This window comes from Flavobacterium artemisiae, from assembly GCF_042678225.1.
GTDB classification, from domain to species: domain Bacteria; phylum Bacteroidota; class Bacteroidia; order Flavobacteriales; family Flavobacteriaceae; genus Flavobacterium; species Flavobacterium artemisiae.
In genome coordinates, this window is the sequence record NZ_JBHUDZ010000016.1 from 228,777 (window position 1) to 249,328 (window position 20,552).

A 20,552-nucleotide genomic window follows, 5' to 3' on the forward strand; every position below is an offset into this window, starting at 1 on the left:
TACAAGGTTTTGAAAACCTTGCAGGAACTGTAATGGTCTATATTTATCAGACCTAACAGGTTTTAAAAACCTGTTAGGTCTACTCACGCTTACTTCTAGCAAACCTGACGGGTTTTCGAAACCCGTCAGGTTTAACGTTACGTTTAATTGCGTGAGGGATTGAGGCGGTATCTCCCGATTTAGAAAAACAAGGCTTTTTAGCCGTAGTTTTTGTTAATCGGGAATTTAGCCGAAAGCCCGACCCGAAGGGACACGCCCAAATTATTATTAATAAAACAACCAGTCGATTGCCGCTTTTTCTCCTGCATCGATATATCCAACATCACGTGGTGTAATAGTTTGATCGGCGTCGATGAAACCTAAAATCAATACTTTTCCTTTTCCTAAATCCAGTTTGTTTTCACCTGGCTGGAAAGTGTAGGTATGAATGTTTACACGTGGTAACTCTTTCAAATTCATAGCACTTGCCAGAATTACTTCGGCTTGACCGTGAGCATTTCCTGCAGCATCGGTTTCTAAACTTGGCGGCAATAAAAATCGCTTTTGATCTGAATTGAAATAACCGACTACTAATTTAACGGCTTTTGTATTTCTAAACTTCAAATGTGTTCCTTTTTCGTTTTGTTCGTTTTCTACAAACGTAAATCCTTTTAAGTTTTGAAGTTCTGGAGCAATTTTCGTTAATTCAGAAATATCGGTTCCGTAAACTTTTGTTCCCGTTTTAACTAAATATGTTCCTGGTTTTTCGTTGATGAAAGTTACTTCTGCCGTTTTCCAAGGTTTTCCTTCTTTGGTTTCGATTTTACCATCTTTAGACGATTTCAGCTTTTCTAAATTTCTTTTGAAATTAGCCAATTCACGCTCATAATGCGGTAACAATTCAGCCCACGTTTTGTTGTTTCCGTCGTCACCTCCAATTGGGATTCGGCGTTGTGCTGTCTGCATACTGTTGGCATAGTAGTACGTATCTTTAGTTAGTTTTACTAATAATTCATAGTACTGGATACTTTTTTCTAAGTGAGGCATCGCTTTGTCTAAATCGGCGATATCATTTGAATAACTGTATCTCAAAACCAACAACGCTGCTTTGACTTTTTCTGAGAAGAAATCGGCAAAAGCTTTGTACGCATGAATATCATTTTTAAGACGTGCAAATTCTTCTTTATCTTTTGTTACGCTTGCTTCGGCCTTGTCAATGGCTTCAACGGCTAATCTTCCGTGTTCTGTAATTTCAGCAATGATCTGCGTTGGAAGTTCGCCCGAATGCGGTTCTTTATTCCATTCTTTTTTAGCATATTCCAAAAGCAATTCGCCCGGAGGCCCACAAGATTCGTGGAATCCCGGATATACTCTCCATTTTGACGGATTTACTAACTGACTTTCGAACATTCCTAACAATAAAGTCTGACGGTTTCCTTCTGTGATTCCGAAACGTCTTAAAGTTTTTGGAGCAATTTCTCCTGTTTCTTCGTACGCTTTTAAAATGTTATTTGCTCCTTCCTGATTCGTTCCGAATTTCTTCGCTAAATCATTATCCCAATATTTAACTTCTTCGTTTCTATCTCTTTTACTGTCCCAAGCATATCTTGCCCAAGCTTTGTACCAAATCCAATCGCGATCCATTTCTAACAAACGTTCACCTGACTTTGTTTTATCGGCAGAATATGGCCAATCCCAGTAAGAAGCTTGCGGATACAAGTGTAATGCATTCGCTCCGTGAACGCTGTGCATCGCTTTTACCGTTTTCTGAATAAAATCTGGTGAACCGTATCTAAAAGGTTCTAAGTTGGCCAAAATGTGAACGTTCTCAATATGAATTGATTTTAAAGCGCTCAACTGTTTGTGCGTTTCGCCCCAAGGTCCGCCCGGCGTATATGTCGTTAAAGATTCTCCTGTGTATTTACTTTCGGTATACAGGTTTTTGTATAATGGAAGCGATTTTTCCATAACCAAAGGCCCGTCTGTATCGTGAGAACGCAAGATAATCGGCGGTTCTTCTGTTTTTCCTAATGCCTGTAAACCATCACGAACACCCGGAATAATGGTTTTGGTGAACCATTCCACATCATCATCAACGGTATTGATTGCTTCTCCCAAACAAACCATTAATCCAACATTTGGGTATTTTTCAATGAAAGCCGCAATAGATTTTCTGGTATAATCAGACAACAAAGGCGTGATTGGTCTTGAACGATCTTGCGTTTTAATGTTATAATGTTCTGCAAAAGGCTTAGAAACAATAATGTTGTAAAACATCTGGATTACCCAGATTCCTCTTTTGTTCGCTTCAACGGTTAAGAATTTATAGATTTCTTCATTCTTTTTGAAATCTTCGTCGCTCACTTCTACAGCAAACGGATAATCTTTCAATTTTACTAAAGAAGCAAATGGATGTCCGTTCCATAAATACAAAGAGTTCATGCGGTTTTCTACCAGCATGTCTAGGTATTTAATCCAAAGTGCTTTATCATAAAACCAAGGAAAAGTTTCCGGTGTATATGGATATTCGTAAACATCGCGTCCTGGAAGGTAAACCGGTTTCTGCATTCCGATACAAGCACCGCGAAGCACCATTTCTGGGCTATCATCAATATTAATTTCTGAAGGAAGCTGACCTGAAGTTTTAATCCTGTCTGCTAATTCTAATGCGCCGTATAAAGTTCCGCTCGCATCTGATCCTTCAATATAAATTATATTTTTTTGCGTACGAATCTGAAAACCTTCTTTCTTACTTAATTTGCTATCGTCGATTTTAGCACTTTTAGCATTTTGTTTCCAAAAGTCAGTTCCTTTTTCTCCGATAACAATTACTTTGTCTTTTGAGTTTTTTAGTTTGTCAACAGAAGTCACTTTGAAACCTTTTGCAGAAAGCGTTTCTGATAATTTATCTGCTCCAAATTTTGCTCTTGGCGAACTAGCGTCACTAACAATCGTAACATTTTGCGCTGTCGTGAAAGAGACGAAAAGACATAAAAAAAGTAATTGTAAATATTTCATGGTATGCTGTTTTTGGGTATGCTGTTTAAAATTAATCTGCTTAATCTGCTAGATCTGCGGGAAAAATAAACTCTCGCAGATATAGCAGATTTGGCAGATTTTTAAGTGATAAATTCAGTTTAACGATTACATATTGATCACTCTATTTTTCTATTTAATTCTGGAAAATCTTCTTCAAATAAGCTACGTTTGCTCCGTAATTGGCTTTTACATTATGCACCTGATTAACGTCTCTTGAACGCTCTACAATAAGCCATCCACTCCATTTCATTTCGTCCAGAGTTTGTTTGATTTTTGGCATGTCGATCGCAGGGTCATTTTCTAACCAGAATTGATCGGTATTTGAAGCGTGAATCTGAGCTAAATATTTCTTTCCTAAAATTTTTAATTCTGAAGAAATATCTCTTTTATTATCTAAAGCATTCGCAAAATTAAAAGAGCTTTTAATATATTTTGAGCCTACTTCGTCTAAAAGTTTTTTCTCTTCTGTCGCATCCAAAGAAGTTTCAATCGCAATAACACCTCCAATTTTGCCAACTTCTTTTCCTGCCCATTGCAGTCTTTTAATTACTTCTGGACGCAGTTCTGGATTTTTAACTAAATCTGTTTGTGTTCCCAACGGAAGATACGCCACTTTTACGTTCATATCTTTCATCGCTTTTATACAATCGGTAATCATTGGTGTGATTTCTCTTGCAGCAAATGACTGTGCATAAAATCCAGACATCGCAATCGAACTGATTCCAACTCCTGTTTCTTTTGATTTATTCAAGAATTTTTGTCTTTCAACAGGATCGCCTAGTTTGCTGTCAAAAGTTGGTCGGTTTCCTAAACCTCCCATGTCCATTTCGATTCCGTCTGCTTTTATTTCAGATGCCAAACCAAAAGCGCCTAATTTTTGTCTTTTTAAAATCATCCAGTCGCAAACTGCCACTTTATATTTTTGCTTTTTGTTCGAAGACTGAGCCGTAGCACAGCTGTTGAATGTTGTTGATAGCACAACAAGGAATGCAATTAATAAATGTTTTTTAGATTTCATGCTCATATATTTTTTGCCACGAATTCCACCAATTTTCACGAATTATATTTTAAAAATTTGTGGAAATTTGTGCAATTCGTGGCGAACTTTCTTTTACTCTTCTTCTGCTTTTACTGCTGTTACCACTTTTCCTTCTTCGCCTGGCCAAACACCATTTTTGATTGGAAGTGCCACTAGTTTACTTGGATCAACTTTTACGTATTTCAATTTTTCTCTTCTCCAAGTATAAACAATATGCACCATTCCGTCTGAACCTTGAATCATCGAAGGATATGAATATTGGCTGATTTTTGAATCTTCTAAAACCAAAGCAGCATTCCAGTGAATTCCGTCTTTAGAAACCGAAACGTTTAAAGGTGTTCTTGGTCCTTTTGCTTCTTTTCCTGGAGGAAGAACGTGGTTATAAACCAACAAATGTCTGCCGTCTATAAGAGTTACAGCATCCGTGCCAGAGTTGTTATTTGGCAATCCGATTAACTCAACATCCGACCAGGTTTTTCCGTTATCTTTTGAGAAGGTGCTGAAAATCGCTCTGTTTCGAGTTCTTCCAATTGCTTGAATGCTTCCGTCCTTATGAAATAAAATACTTGGCTGAATCGCATTGATTTTTTGTTTTCCTCTTGAAAGCGTATCGCCCATTACCCAAGTTTTTCCGAAATCGGGAGTAGATTCCATACGAAGTCTCCATCCATCGCCTTCAATACTTGACGGACATAATAAAGTTCCGTTGCTTAATAAAACCGGTTTATTTTTGATTGGTCCTAAGAAACCGTCTGGCATCTTTTTAGCTTCAGACCATGTTTTTCCGCCATCAGATGAAGTTCTGATTACGCCCCACCATTCTGATGGTTTTGGTCCTATTTTATAAAATAACATTAAATCGCCACCCGGAATTTGATATAAAACCGGATTCCAAGTTGGTAATCTTGGGCCTTCTTTCATGACACCATCGGCAACTTTTACGCCTTCGTTCCAAGTATCGCTTCCTTTTGGTTTGATAGCGACATAAATACAAACATCAGGATTTCTCTCGTGAGTTCCGCCAAACCAAGACGCAACTAAATCACCATTTGTAGCTTCGACAATTGTAATCGCGTGACAAGACGGATAAGGTGCTTTATCGTAAACAAACTGATCTACTAAAATTCCTTCTTTCCAGGTCTTTTTTTCTAAAGCCGATTTACAACTTCCCAAAAGGAAAAGTCCAAACAAGACAAATGCTAATTTTGTTATCTTCATTCTTAATTGAATTATGAATTATTTTTTGACTATAAATATATACCTAACATTTTTTTAGGTAAAAATATTTAATAAGTGTAAAAATAACACCAAAAAATTAACAATGTATCCTGTACTATCCCGAATTATTGAAAAGGCAGATTATTTAACGTTTATCGCATAATTTCCTGACGAAAGTGTTACAACAACCTGATTTTTTTCAGTAGAATAAGTATAAGATGTCTTGTCGAGTCTCTGTTTATTGATCGAAACAGCCGAAACATCATTAGCTGGAAGATAAACTTTTGCTGAAGAATTTGCAGGAATGCTAATATTCCAAACCAATCCTTTTTTATCCTTTTTCCAATCGCTTTTAATTGTTCCGTAAACTGATTCATAAGAAGCATTTACATAAGTCAATCCAGCATTGAAATCAGGTTTCATGATGATTTGTTTGAAACCTGGAGTTTCAGGATTGCTCTTGATTCCTGCCATATTTTCGTAATACCAAATTAGTAGATCTCCTAAAAGCATGACGTGGTTTTGCGAATTCATAGCTGGATCTGCGGTATTCCCATTCCAAAGTTCCCAGATTGTAGTTGCTCCATTTTCGACCATATAACCCCAACTTGGATAAGTTTTGTTGGATGCTAATTTGAAAGCCAAATCGCCACGACCAAAATTAGTCAGCGTTCGCATTAAAAACTGTGTTCCGATAACTCCTGTACTTACGTGTCCGTTTTTAGTTACTTCGACTTCATGTGCTAAATTTTCGAATATTTTGGTTTGAAGTCCGTCTGGAACCATTCCGAAAGTCAAAGGCAATAAATTAGCTGTAACCGTATTATTGGCGTAGCTGTTTTTTTCTTTGTTTAGGTATTTAGTGTTGAATGCCTTTTTGATTCTTGAAGCCAATTCGTCGTAATGTTTAATATCATTCTGAGAATTCGCAATCACAGCAAATTTCTTCATGATATTCAAAAGCTGATAATAAAACGCACTCGAAATCAATTCGCCATCCGTTAAACGAGACGGATCTTTGGAACGAATTAATTCTAAAGATTCTGGCGGAACGCACCAATCACCGTATTTATCTTTGGTCATGATATCATCAACAAGATAATTTTCTTCCATATAATCCATCCATTTTTTCATGTTCGGATATTGTTTTTCGACCACTTTTGCATCGCCAAACTGCTGATACAACATATCTGCAACCGTAATATAAGTTCCCGGCCAAGTCACATTGTCGCCATAATAACGCCAAAAAGCAGGTGCCACATCTGGAATTCCACCGTCTATAGTCTGCGAATTTTTAATATCATCCAGCCATTTTGCATATAAAGTCTGATTATCAAACAAGAAACTTTCGCCATAAGCGCCTGTTGTTCTGTCTCCCAACCAAGGCTGACGCTCGTTTCTTTGCGGGCAATCAATTGGCATTCCTTTATAATTTCCGCTAATTCCCCACCAAGCATTCTTAAAAATCTGGTTCATAATTGGATTCGAAGAATCGAAAGTTCCTGTGGTCTGAATATCATCATAAACTACTTTCCCAACAAAGTTTTCTAATGTTGGTTTTGTAGTAAATCCTGAAATTTCTACAAATCTAAATCCGTGAAAAATAAAACGAGGTTCCCAAACTTCTTCGCCTTCACCTTTTAACGTATAAATATCAGTCGTTTTGGCATCACGCAAATTGGCAATATATAACGAACCGTCTGCCTGAAGTGATTCAGCAAATTTCATCGTGATTTTTTCTCCTTTATTTCCTTTTACTTTCAATTGCAACCAGCCCACCATATTTTGTCCCATATCTAAAATATATGTTCCTTTTGGCGTCTGTTTGATCGAAATCGGTTTTACTTCACGTTTAATTTTCATGTTTGCCGACATTTGTCCTTCGTAGAATCCGCCCGGTTCCTGAACATATTCTGCCGAAAGCCATTTTTTATCATCGAAATTGACCGTATTCCAGCCTTTCATTTCTTTTCGGGCATCGTATTCTTCTCCGTCGTATTCGTTGTTGGATAAAATTGGTCCGTCAGTTGTGACTTTCCAAGTATCATCGGTTCTGATTACGTCTTTGCTTCCATCCGTATATTCTACAAATAATTGCAAAGCCATTTTAGGGTAACCAAAAGTTTTGATTTTATATGGTTTGTAATCCTGACGCATCGTGAAAAAACGTCCGTTTCCTAAAATCGTTCCCAGCATGTTTTTGCCTTCTTGCAACTGCGAAGTCACATCAAAAACATTGTATTTTATATTCTTGGTATAATCTGTCGGAACAGGCGCTAAAACCTGATCTCCGATTTTGTTTCCGTTTATGTATAATTCGTAAAGTCCCATTCCCATGATAAAAACCTTGGCATTTTTGACTTTCTTTTTAAGATTGATTTCTTTTCGAAGATAGCGAGCTGATAATCTAGAATACTGCGAAATACTGTCTCCCAGAGAAGCTTTTTCATAACCAATCCATCGCGTAGATTTCCAATCCGCATAAGTCAAAATCCCGATACTGAAATGTGCATTTTCTTTGGATTGAATTTCTCCTTTATTTGTAAAAACAGTTACTTTCCAGAAAATATCCTGACGGTCTTTTAGCTTTTTTCCATTATAAATTACATTTACTGAAGCGTCGCTTTCTACTTTTCCGCTATTCCATAAATCACCATTTCCTGCGTTTAGTTTTTCTAAACTGGTAGAAGCAATAATTTGATATGCCGTTTGTTTTACATCGTTTACCTCTGCTTTTATTTTCCAACTCAATCTTGGTTGTAAAACGTCAATTCCTTCTGGATTGGTCAGCATTTCGCATTTTAAATCGCTTACAACAATTCTGTTTTGGGCTTTCGCCGAAATTGTGAAAAGTGAGAGGATTATGGTAAGATGTAAAAAAAACTTTTTCATGGTATTTTAAATAATGTCTAGTCCTATAGGGACGATATATTTATAGATTTTATTATCTTTAGGTCATTCAGCCCCAGCGGGCTTACATATATTTTTTAAAAATGTGTCGCTCCGTTGGAGCTTTACATTATTTTGATGTACATTTTGCTATAAATATTAGGCTTCTCTGAAGCCAATTCTTTGTTTAAGGATTAATAAACCTTTTCAATTTATCCAGCGTACTTAAACTTTCAAAAGCAATTTTATTTCGTTCTAACAGTTTACTTGTTTTCCAACGCATTTTCCATTCAGGGTCTTTCAACTTTTGTCTGAGCTTCAATACTATTGTTGGATTATTCTTCAAAACGGCTTCATCGATCCAATCTTCAAGGAATTCTAAAGCGTTTAAGCGAGTTTCTACATTCTTATGATCCAAACCTTTTAACAATGTTTCTCTAACACGATCAGCATGATAAGTATCTATTGTCTCAACTAAAATCTCATTTATAACAGAAGAAAGTTCTGTAACGTTATTTTTATCCAATCCCATTTGATACACCCTGCTAAATTCATCTGAAAGAAAATCTGCCCATTTATCAAGATCTTCATCCTCGCTCAAAGCATAATAAACAAACCTAACTTTATCAGGTTGTGCATAGAGATTGTTTTCACAAAAACGTTTTACTTTCTCAAGATCTTTTACAGCTAATTTCTGGATGTCTTTTATCGCTTCTTCAGAATCTTCATGTTCAAGATCATAATAGTACTCTAAAGTTATGATCTGGTCAAAATCATGTATAGGCTGATAAACTGTTTTTTTTTTATTCATAGGACTTGGAGTATATTTTGGAGTATATTTTTTTAGAAGTTCTTTTATTTCATTTTCAGATATATCGTAATCATCTATTTTTATTTCGATCGTTTTCTGCTTATAGACAAAACTCAGGTAAAACTCTTTATAAGGCATATTAAATTTAGCGCTATGCTCCGTTTTGGCAATAGTTCTTGGAAATACAATATCTTTCCATTCAAAAAATGTCTCATTGAGTTCTATTCCTTCTTGTGAAAATATTATTTTTTTATGAAAATTAGAAAGTGTCATTACCGCTTTTATACCATAAACAATGATAAATAAAACTGCAACGACAGGTAAAGCCAGATGAGAAAACGTAAATGTAATTCTTTCAAAGTTTGTGTGTGATAAAAGATAAATTCCTAATACCACAAACACAAGATTCCATAGAATCTGAAATACACCACCTTTGATTGAATAATTTAGTACTGTTTTCTCCAAATTTTATTCTTTATTTAATCTGCTATAACTTTTTCCAATTTCTCAGAAACCGCAATTTCCTTTCCATTTTTAAAAATCCTGAAACCTTTTCCTTTTTTATATTTCTCTCCTGTTTTATCCCAAAGAATAGTGATAATATTGCCGTGATACAAAACATTATCCAGACAAAACCAATCCCACTTTTCCTGTGGAATCAACGGACTCACTTCAATTTTTTCATCAACTCTTGGACGCAAACCAACCAAACCTGTAATCACTAAATCGTTGAAAGTCGAGTGATTGTAATAACGACTTCTTTCTTTGTCGCCCATTAACCAATATCCAGTCGTTTCGTCTAAATATTCGCCAATATAAGGTTTTCCTCTATAATACTGTGATTGCACATACAATTCCATTTGTTTGAAATAATCTGGTTTTCCAACAAAATTCTGATTGTAATCATTCAAAACATTCGCCATCGCTGTTAAAGTCTGAGAACTTGCAAAAGGCCAAATCGCACCGTCCCACTCGCAGGTTCCTGTTCCGTGAATTCTAAAACGTGGACTTCTTCTTTCAGCCGTTGTCAAACCAAACGGAGCCGAAAATCCTTTTTCATCTTTTATTTGTTCCCAAGCTTTTTCAAAACCTTTTCCTTTTTCAGGAAGATTGAAATACCAAGGAATAAATCCGATGGCTTCTCGAACTTGTGCCAATGTATCTTTTTGTGTCAAAGTCTCAAAAAATTCACTTTTTGGATTCCACAATTTCGTTTCCACTAATTGTTTTAAGGCATCTGCTTTAGCTTTGAATTTTGCCTCTGCCTCTTTATCGCCTTTCATGGCAGCCATTTTAGAAATCGCTATAGCATTTCCGTACATATAACTGTTAATTGTTGGTCTTGCATTTTGCACTTTTCGTCCGCCACTTAAGGATTCTTCCATTCCATCTTTTACATCATGCTGCCAAAACAAACCATCCTTACGCTGACGGTCTTTCTCCCAAACAGCATAATCCGTAACCATGTCTGGGTATAGATCTAATAAGAATTTTTCATCCTTATTTACCAAATAACGATTGTACAAAGCATCGGCTGTCCAACTGCTGAATTTATACAATTTATTCATCGGTTTTCCTTCGTTTCCTCTATACCAGATTTTCACATCCTGCTCAATGTATTTCGGGTCATGAATCCATCTAAACTCATTGATATGATGTCCCACAGCACAAGCAATCAAATTGTATTTATCTGCGTAGGAACGATCTACCAAAAACTCTGTAATTCCAAAACCAAGCGGTGTTTTCTTGATGTGCTTTCGAGCCGTCCACCAACGATAATAATAAATCTCCTCAAAATTCTGCTGTGGGCATTCAAACAACGGAATATTCTTTTCCATCCAAGCCCAAGCACTATCATTCGGAATGGCAAATTTTAAGTTTTCATCTTCCATCGTGTTGAAATAATCAACATAATGCTTGAAGTTTTTTTCTTTTAAAACAACTGATTTTCCTTTGTTTGAAACATTTGCACCCGATTTGCAACCGCTGTTTAAACATGCAATTACGATAGAAAGAGCTATTATCTTATGTTTGAAATTTGTCAACATTTTTATTCTGTTTTTATTTTTACCCAATCTTGTCATTTCGACGAAGGAGAAATCTTCGTTAGAAACTCGACAAAGCTTGGCGACTCAAATTGCGGAGTTACTTGCGGAGATTTCTCCTTCGTCGAAATGACAAATGTTACGTAGTATTATATTTTCTTATATCACTTATATGGTTCAAAAAATTAATTCCCCGTAAAAGTATACGTCTGCCCCGCTTTCATATTCACATCGTAAATATTGTAGTTTGGCAATTGTACTTTAGGCAATTTCGCTTCACTTGAAATAATCGGTTTCTTCACTTCCACATCATAAAACAAAGGATTTGGATTTTTACCTTTAGCTTTTTTAATTGAAGAACCGCTTAAAGTATTTTCTACTTTCAAACGACAGTTTCCTCCAATTTTCGAATATATTTTTAAAGTCGAAACTTTATTGTTTTTCCATGTCATATCGATTACGAAACCGCCTCTTGCTACTAAACCTTTTATGCTTCCGTCTTTCCAAACCGTTGGTAAAGCAGGCAATAACTGAATCGCATCTTCTTGGCTCTGCATCAACATTTCGGCAAAACCGGCAGTACAGCCAAAATTCCCGTCAATTTGAAACGGCTGGTGAGCATCTAACATATTCGGATATGTTCCTCCTCCTTTTCTTTGGTCTGCAGTTACCAAATGCAATTGATCCTGAATCAGTTTATAAGCGTGATTTCCGTCTAATAATCTTGCCCAAAGATTTACTTTCCAACCCATTGACCAACCTGTTGATTCGTCTGTTCTGTAAATCAGTGATTGTTTTGCTGCTTCAAACAATTCAGGCGTTTTTATTGGCGAAATCTGATTACTCGGATACAATCCGTACAAATGCGAAACGTGTCTGTGATTGTCTTTTGGATTGTCCCAATCGTTCTGCCATTCTTGTAACTGACTGTGTTTTCCCACTTTCATTGGAGGCATTTTTGCCAAAGCATCACTTACTTTTTTCACATAAACAGCGTCTGGTGAAACCAAAGCAGAAGCTTCCATAACATGCGTAAACAAATCAAAAATCAACTGATTGTCCATTGTCGTTCCAGATGCAATTGTCGCTTTTCCTGTTCCGCCTGCGTGTGTGTTTTCTGGAGAACTTGAAGGGACTACAACCAAATATCCTGTATTCGGATCCACAATCATGAAATCCAAAAAGAAATCGGCAGCACCTTTCATAATCGGATAAATTTCTTCTAAATATTTTTTATCACCGGTGTATAAATATCTTTCCCATAAATCCTGACAAACCCAAGCGCCACCCGTCGGCCACATTCCCGAAGCAGCAGAATCTACTGGAGCTGTTACGCGCCAGATATCAGTGTTATGGTGTAAAACCCAACCGCTGGCATTGTACAACATTTTTGCCGTTTCTGCTCCTGTTACAGCTAACTCTTTTGCCATTTGCACAAAAGGCTCGTGCATTTCCTGTAAGTTAGTTACTTGTGCTGGCCAGTAATTCATCTCCGCATTGATGTTTGTTGTGTATTTACTGTCCCAAGGCGGTGTCACCATATCGTTCCAAATTCCTTGTAAATTCGCTGGTTGTCCGCCCGGTTGTGAACTTGAAATTAAAAGATAACGTCCAAACTGGAAATACAACGAAGCCAATTGTGGGTCAAATTGTTTCGAGAAATCTCTAATTCTTTCATTTGTCGGTTTCTTAGTTAATTCATTCGAACCTAAATCCAAAGAAACTCTGTTGAAGAATTTTTGATAATAATCAACGTGGGCTTTCTTTATTGTTTGAAAATCTTTTGTTTCTGCTTTCGCTAAATAGTCTTTGCTTTTTGCAATTTCATCTCCAGAAATATCTTTATAATTTATGAAATTGGTTGCAATCGAAATGTACAAAGTTACTTCGTCGGCTTTGTTGATACTTAAAACACCGTTGCTTGCGTCGATTTCTCCGCCTTTATTTTTAGCTATAAGTCTTCCCTGAAATTTTACTTTTCCTTTTACACCTTCAAAGTTAGTTCCGACTCCTGAAAGAATGATTTGATTTCCTTCTGTCGAAGCCACCGTTTTATCAATCGGACTGTTCATAAAAACGTTACAAGTAATCTGTCCTGGTTTACTCGCAGAAAGTCTGACCACAATTACCTGATCTGAAAATGAAGTCAGAATTTCTCTTGTAAATTCTACCCCGTTTACTTTGTATTTTACTTTTGCAGTAGCATTACTAATGTCTAAATCTCTGTAATAATCGGTATATTTTTGATGTCCTGCGAATGAGATATAAACGCTACCGAAAGTTTGATACGGCATTCCGTCATTGGTCTGCGACATGATATCTTTTGTGGCCAAATCTTGTGCTTCATCAAATTTTCCGTCAAAAATAAGCTGTCTTACTTTTGGCAAAGCCTCAATTGATTTTGAATGCGCATTGCTGTTTGGAGAACCTGCCCAAATGGTTTCTTCGTTCAGTTGTAAACGCTCTACTGCGGGATCGCCAAAAACCATTGCACCGAGACGTCCGTTGCCTAATGGCAAAGCTTCGTTCCAGATGGATGCTGGTTTATCGTACCATAATTTCAGATCGCTTTGCGCTGATGCAAACGAAAAAATTCCAAAACAGATTACTGTTATTTTTGTTCTTAACTTCATAAATATATTTTTTTCGCCACGAATTGCACGAATTGGCACTAATTTCTTTTTTAATTTTTATTTTAATTTCTTTAATTTTATTAGCCACAGATTAATAAGATTAAAAGGATTTTTTTTATCTCCATAATCTGCTAAATCTGCGAGAGTAAAATTTTTCACGCAGATTTAGCAGATCTTGCAGATTTTTAATCAGTGGAAATCCTTTAATCTGTGGCAAAATAATTCGTGAATTTGTGAAATTCGTGGCAACCTTTTTATTTCTTAACTTCGTAAACCTTCAGATTTTTTTCTCCGAACATTTCATATAATTTGTTGATGTCTTTTAGCGCATTTTTTGGCAGTTTTTCTCCTTTATCTCCAAAAACAAACAACTTTTCTTTTGGTTCAATTACACAAGTCGACTCGTCGATTTCGCCTTTATCATTTTTCACTTTATTCAAATCTAAATCTAAATATTTCGCCATAAACGGATACAACGCCATACGTTTCGAGATTCCGAAATCGTGTCCTTCTTTTGCAAAATGGGCGTTCTCAACTAAATCTTTCTTGCCGTACAATTCGTAGGTTCTTTGAATGAAAGGAAATTCCAATTCGGGAACTGCTAATGTCCAGTCTTTTCCATCAGAAACAATCAATTGCGGTTTTGGAGCCATCATTGCTGAGATTTCGGCATTGTTTGTTCCGTTTCCGCATAAGTGGATTCCACGCCCGCTTTCGCATGGGCATCCGCCTGAAAAGTGCGATGAAACCATCACTACCGGAGCAGTCACTTTTACCCTGTCGTCAATGGCTCCCAAAAACATCGTGTGCGAACCTCCGCCAGAACCTCCTGTAACGCCGACTCTTGTCATGTCAGCATTTTTTACGGTTGCCAAATAATCCAAGAAACGGATTCCTGTTAATACCTGAACTGTTGATGCAATGCTGTTTCTATGTGTTTCTTCTGGAAATTGTAATAACGATTCTCCCCACGCAAATAAATCGTAAGCGACCACAATTGCTCCCATTTTAGCCATCATGGCACAACGGTACTGCTCGTCTTTTCTGTATCTTCCGTCTCCGAAATGTCCGTCTGGCGTTAAAATAACAGCCGATTTTTTATTTAACGGATACGGTTTGTAAATCGAACCTGTCGCATATACACCAGGCAAAATTTCTAAGGCAATATTTTCTACACTGTAATCTTTGTAAATTCTCTTTGGAGTTAAAAGTGGTTTAGATTTCGGTGTTGGGGGCGCCTTATCCAAACCAAATGATGCAATCATACAAGCTTTTAACTCCGTTTTGCGTTTCTCCCATTCTTCTTTGGTCGAATAAAGGTTTTCCAAATAAAACAAGCGTTCTTTTCCTTTATCTACCGAAACTTTATGGTTTTCATACTTGCGTATGATGTAGGTTCCGTCGGGTTGTTTGAAATACATCAGTTCAAACGGCGCCAAAATATTGGTCAGCGAAAGTGGCAGGTTTCCCGGTTCAATTCTCCAATCGGCATAGTCCAGTTCTTTACCTTTTAATAAACCTCGGTCATCGTTAATGGTTACTTTAAAAAGAGTTTCGATTTTCTTTAAAGTTTCTGAAACCGGTTTTCTAAAATTGGTATCAGAAGTGCTTTGTGCATTCGCAAATGTGAAAGCGAAAACGGAAACTAGAAAGATGTATTTTAAATTTTTCATTTTAATATTGTTGTGTGTTGGTACGCTGATGAAACGGATTTACTTCGTAAAGACGCTGATAAAACGGATTTTTTTATTATTTGAAAAGAAAAAATCCGCGTCAATCTGCGTCTTCGCGATAGCGAATCCGTTTAATCAGCGTTCTATATTCTGCATTCTATTGTATAAATCCCTGAACCCAATTCTAAAAATGGTTTTTGAGACTTTTCGTCAAAACTTGTTCTAACTTTCTTATCATCAATTTTTATCTCAGAATTCTTAGAAATAGGCAGTTTTATTGTCGCTGTTGTATTCACAGGAATTCTAACATTCAGGATAAATTTACCGTCTTTTTTCTCCCACGAAGAAGCAATTTTTCCGTAAACCGATTGATAGTCCGCTTTCGCGAAAGTCATATCGCCAACCACTTCCGGCTGAATGAAGAAATGTTTGAATCCGGGTTTTTCAGGATCTGACATAATTCCGGCTAAACTTTGGTAAAACCATTCTTCGATCTGTCCTAGCATAAAGTGATTCCACGAATTTCCTTTTCTCGGATCCCATTGTTCTGTTAAAGTGGTCAAGCCAAATTTAATCTGAAAACCATAACCTGGCGCATCGTAATGATTGTGCATTCTGAACATGGTTTTGTTTTCGCCGTTTCGTGCCAGAGTTTGAAATAAATAGCGATTTCCAACATCGCCAGTGGTTAAACGATCTCCTTTTTCTTTGATATCCGCCAATAAATTCTGCATTACAGCTTCTTTATACTGCGGTTCTACAATATCCATAAAAATTGGAACGGAATTGCTAAACTGACTGTTAGTTCCATATTGTTTGGTTTCTTCGTTAAAAAATTCTTTGTTAAAAGCTGTTTTAATCTCCGAAGCCAATGCATTGTATTTCTCAAAATCTTCCGTTTTGCCTAATAATTTACCCGCTTTGGCTGTTAAATATGCTCCATAATAGTAATGAGAAGTTGCAGAAAGCGCAATCGGACTATTTTTAGAATATCCCGCAGGATGCGTTCCGTAATCGTACCAATCGCCTAATCCGTGCGAAACGATATTATTTGTTGCTTTGGTTCTTAAATAATCGACATATTTTTTCATTACAGAATAATATTTCTCTAATAATGAAGCATCTCCGTAATATTCGTAATACATCCACGGTAAAATCACGCCTGTTACGCCCCATTCTGGTGAATCGGTAAAATCACCTCCAAAAATCACGTATTCTGGAACGATTGTCGGAATTAAACCGTTGTCTCTTTGTGAGTCAGAAATATTCTGCATCGTTGCCGGAAGGAAAGTCTGCAAATTATAATTGAACATTAATCCTGGACCATTCAACTGAATTTCTTCTAACCAGCCTAATTTTTCACGTTGCGGACAATCGGTAAAAACGCTTTGGAAATTACTTTTTATTGAGTTGTTAATCAGTTCGTGTGTTTTATTGAAAATTTCATTAGAACAAGCAAAACTTCCCGCTTCTCCAGCCGAATTGTAAATAAAATTCGATTTTAATTCAACTAAAGTCGGAAGTTCTTTATTCTTATCTTCTTTGTAATTAATGTTTTCAATTTGAACATATTGATAACCGTAGAAACTGAATTTTGGTGTCCATTCTTCTGTTCCGTCACCTTTGAAAGTGTAATCGTAATAATAAGGTTTTCCAGATCTTCCTTGTGCGATTGTGCCTTCTTCATTTAATCCTTCCGCAACCCAAACACGAATCGATTGCCCTCTTTTTCCTTTTACTTTGATCGTTGGAAACCCAGAAAGGTTTTGTCCCATATCAAAAACATAGAAATTCGGTTTCAGTTCTTTTACTGTTTTAACTTCGTATTGTTTCTGAATTGTAACTGGCGGAGCAGTCTGCGGTCTTAAGACTCCTTTTGGTGCTTCCTGAATCACAACTTTTTTCCAATCCCTGCCTTTGAAACCTTTACTTCCCCAGCCTTTTTGTTCTAAATTGGCATTATAATCTTCTCCTCCAAAAATGCTGTTGTACGTAATCGGACTTTTGCTGTATTTCCAAGTTCCGTCTGATTTTACAATTTCTTCTGAACCATCATTATATTTGATTTTCATTTTGAAGAATAAAGTCGGCGGACCAAAGCTCACAAAGAATTTGGTATATCTTTCAGCCAGCGTATTGTACATTCCGTTTCCTAATAAAACACCAATTACGTTATCGCCTTTTTGAAAATCTTTGGCGCTTAATTCGTAAATATTGTAATTAACCGTTTTATCGTAATCCGTCCATAAAGGTGCAAATTGGCTGTTTCCAACTTTTTTTCCGTTGATGGTCAATTCGTAATGTCCTAAACCTGAAATGTAAACAACGGCTTCTTTAACTGCTTTTTCTACTTCAAAAGGTTTACGAAGCATGATACTTCTTCGTGCCAACGAATCAGAAGCATTGATAAACGAATTCTTTTTTTCTCTGTTGAAAGTCGCTGTATGATACGTTCTTCCTTCAGGTAAATGACTGTCGGCTTTTGTAATTGCACCAATCCACGTTGGATTTAAATCTGATTCCAACGGAGCGGTTCTAAAAGAAGCATTTTTACTCCATTTCGAAACTTTTCCTGCTTGATTCCATACTTTAACTTTCCAGAAATATTTGGTTTCGTTTTTTAATGGTTTTCCGTTATAAACAATATGCAGGTTTTTATCGGTATTCACCCTTCCGCTGTTCCAAATATCGCCATCGTTCATTTTTAGTTTTTCTTCCGAAGAAGCTACTAAAACCAAATAAGCGACCTGCGATGCATCTGATTCTTTTGAAATCAATTGCCAACTTAATTTTGGTTGATTCTCTATAACGGCTAATGGGTTTTCAGCCATTTCTGTTGTTAGATGTACAGGCAAAATTTGCCCTTTAGAAACTATCGTTGCTAAGAGACAAAATACTAATACAATGTTTTTGAAATTCTTCATCTTTACTTGTTTGTCTGCCAATTTTGTTTCTCGCAGATTTTGCAGATTGAGCTGATTTATTTTTTTGCCACGAATTACGCGAATTGCACTAATTTCTTTTTTAATTTTTTATACAATTTCTCTAATTTTTTTTAGCCACAGACTAAAGGATTATTTTGATTTCTTTATATAATCTGTGCGAATCATTTTAATCAGTGGCAAAAAATAATTCGTGTAAATTCGTGTAATTCGTGGCAAAAACCATTTATAATTTTTTCGTAATCAAAGACTCAATATTGAATACCGCTTCTGGGATTTGTTTTCCGGTTTGAGGCAGGTCGTCGTAATCGTCTGTGTCTGGCGCTGTGTCGGCGTTTGGTGTATATCTTTGTTCTCCTGTTCTAAACATGATTCGCTCAAAACCATCTGTAGGCGCATAAAATATTCTGGTTGATTCTTTTCCGTCATTTACTTTTACAGTGTATTGACGGTTTTTAGCATCTAATTTAACTGTGATTCTATACGCTTTATTTGCTTCGTATTTGGTAACCGAACTCAAACGAGCACCATTTTTCACTTTTAATTCTCCATCAGAATCAAAAATTAATCTTACAGATGGTAGACCTTGTTTATTTTGAAATTCAACCTGCAATAAACCGTGATTATTCTGTTCTGGCATTACGGTAAAAACCGCTTCCAGTTTTGATGTAAACGGAATCACTCTTTCAGCACGGGAATAATCAAAATAATCCTGGTCTCTTAACGTCAGCCATTTTTTACCATTGGCTTTCTTTTCGATTTTTGTGGATGCCCAAGAAAGGTCGTAGGTATTCCAAAGTTTCAATTCTTCTCCGTTTGGTAGATTATTGAAAACATCATTTGCTTGTTCTGTCACGACTGACGTAACTGGAACAGGAATCGATGCCACCCAAATATCTTCTTTGTTTACGCTGTAACCCACCCAGATTTTTCCGTCTGGCGGAGTTCCGTTTTTTTCTGTAATTCCACGTACATATTGCGGTCCTGCAGATTTGTAGTTTCCGCCATAGCGCATCGGACTCACTTCTCCGTGAATCAACAATAAATCTTTATAATTCAGTCCGTCGTCACTTGTAGAAATTGCTAAAGGCCAACGGTATTCTGACGGATTATAAAGCGTTGCATAACGATTGTCTGATGTTTTTTGTCCCCAGATTTTAGCATTACTGTTTACAAATCCTGGCGCACGCAACGGCATATAATCCCAAGATTTTCCTCCGTCTCTACTGATTGAAGTTAAAGCGTGTTTCCATAAACCAACTACATTTCCGTTTGGCAAATGATAATAACTAAAAGCTTTATATGGTTTCTGTAACGGAATTAATTCATCGTCACGATCGGCTTCTTCTACCCATTGTTGTAAAACTAATGGTTCAGATAAAATTTCTTCGCAGGCTTTCTTAAATCCTTTGTCTTTTGATGCGGTATAAAATGGGAATTTCGATTTCGATTTGTCCCAGGTTTTGTTGTATCTGATGAAATAGATTTCGCCAAAACTTCCGTCTTTTTTGATTTCACGAATGACACGCCCAATTCCTTTTCCGTCGTTTGGATCGTCTTTTTCATCCATTGCGATTCCGTAATAGGCTAAAGCAAAAAGTCTTTTGTCTTTTGAAGTGTAAAAGCCCATTCTCTGATGCATAATTGCATCCAAATTTTTGGCAACGCCTTCTACACCTTCTTTTTTCCATCCGTCGGGAATCCTATAAATTGGGAAAATAACTTCTGGTTTTGTCCACGTTACTCCGTCTTTAGAGCTCATAATTAAAGTCTGGCTCGGCGGAATATGTTCGCCCGAAGGGTCACTTAAATAATGCAGATAAAAAGTATTATTCCAATACGCCATCATTGGCTGGTGGTTGTATGTCCAACCAAAACCATCTGCTTTTTCTGGATGTTCACGGCTGGCACGCATGATTTGTGTGGCGTGAACTCCAACTGCTGGGCTTAACTGCCCGTGATGGTAATCGACGTTCGAAAGTGTTTTGCCAACATAACGCACTGTGTCGTTTTGAGCGTTTACAGCCATACACGCCAAAAGTATTGTGGCTGTGATTATGTTGGTTTTTATGTTTTGGAAAGTAATCATATTTATATTTTTGGTTTCACGCAGATTCAACAGATTTTAGCTGATTTCCGCTGATATTTTTCTTTCTCTCGCAGATTTTGCAGATTGTGCAGATTTTATTTCTATCATCTTTAATATTAATCTGCTAAATCTGCCCGATCTGCGAGAGAAAATTTTTTCACGCAGATCTAGCAGATTTTAGCTAATTTTCGCAGA

General features: G+C 36.7%; 10 protein-coding genes. All 10 read right to left on the minus strand.

Annotation, left to right across the window (positions count from 1 at the left end):
- Positions 1 to 267: 267 nt before the first annotated feature.
- Positions 268 to 2,997 (minus strand): alpha-d-galacturonidase, encoded by a 2,730-nt coding sequence (locus ACFSC2_RS17485; protein WP_379815626.1) that lies wholly within the window; start codon positions 2,995 to 2,997, stop codon positions 268 to 270.
- A 154-nt stretch (positions 2,998 to 3,151) separates the two neighbouring features.
- The gene (locus ACFSC2_RS17490) at positions 3,152 to 4,036 is read right to left on the minus strand and encodes a sugar phosphate isomerase/epimerase family protein (RefSeq protein ID WP_379815627.1); all 885 of its coding nucleotides are present in this window, start codon (positions 4,034 to 4,036) and stop codon (positions 3,152 to 3,154) included.
- 93 nt (positions 4,037 to 4,129) lie between these two features.
- Entirely contained in the window at positions 4,130 to 5,275 is a 1,146-nt protein-coding gene (locus ACFSC2_RS17495) for a sialidase family protein (RefSeq protein ID WP_379815628.1), read from the minus strand.
- A gap of 141 nt (positions 5,276 to 5,416) precedes the next feature.
- On the minus strand, positions 5,417 to 8,167 hold the full coding sequence (locus ACFSC2_RS17500; RefSeq protein ID WP_379815629.1) for a glycoside hydrolase family 78 protein: 2,751 nt from the start codon (positions 8,165 to 8,167) through the stop codon (positions 5,417 to 5,419).
- A 184-nt stretch (positions 8,168 to 8,351) separates the two neighbouring features.
- A complete protein-coding gene (locus ACFSC2_RS17505) occupies positions 8,352 to 9,440 on the minus strand; it encodes a hypothetical protein (RefSeq protein WP_379815630.1) in 1,089 nt (362 codons plus the stop codon).
- Between the two features lie 14 nt (positions 9,441 to 9,454).
- Complete coding sequence (locus tag ACFSC2_RS17510; protein WP_379815631.1) at positions 9,455 to 11,023, minus strand: MGH1-like glycoside hydrolase domain-containing protein; 1,569 nt, start codon at positions 11,021 to 11,023, stop codon at positions 9,455 to 9,457.
- Positions 11,024 to 11,205: 182 nt separating this feature from the next.
- Positions 11,206 to 13,653 carry a glycoside hydrolase family 95 protein gene (locus ACFSC2_RS17515; RefSeq protein ID WP_379815632.1) on the minus strand — a complete coding sequence of 816 codons (2,448 nt, stop codon included), beginning with the start codon at positions 13,651 to 13,653 and terminating at the stop codon, positions 11,206 to 11,208.
- A gap of 254 nt (positions 13,654 to 13,907) precedes the next feature.
- Positions 13,908 to 15,326 (minus strand): acetylxylan esterase, encoded by a 1,419-nt coding sequence (locus tag ACFSC2_RS17520; protein WP_379815633.1) that lies wholly within the window; start codon positions 15,324 to 15,326, stop codon positions 13,908 to 13,910.
- A gap of 143 nt (positions 15,327 to 15,469) precedes the next feature.
- Positions 15,470 to 18,250 carry a glycoside hydrolase family 78 protein gene (locus tag ACFSC2_RS17525; protein WP_379815634.1) on the minus strand — a complete coding sequence of 927 codons (2,781 nt, stop codon included), beginning with the start codon at positions 18,248 to 18,250 and terminating at the stop codon, positions 15,470 to 15,472.
- 244 nt (positions 18,251 to 18,494) lie between these two features.
- The gene (locus ACFSC2_RS17530) at positions 18,495 to 20,357 is read right to left on the minus strand and encodes a six-hairpin glycosidase (protein WP_379815635.1); all 1,863 of its coding nucleotides are present in this window, start codon (positions 20,355 to 20,357) and stop codon (positions 18,495 to 18,497) included.
- Between the last annotated feature and the right edge of the window lie 195 nt (positions 20,358 to 20,552).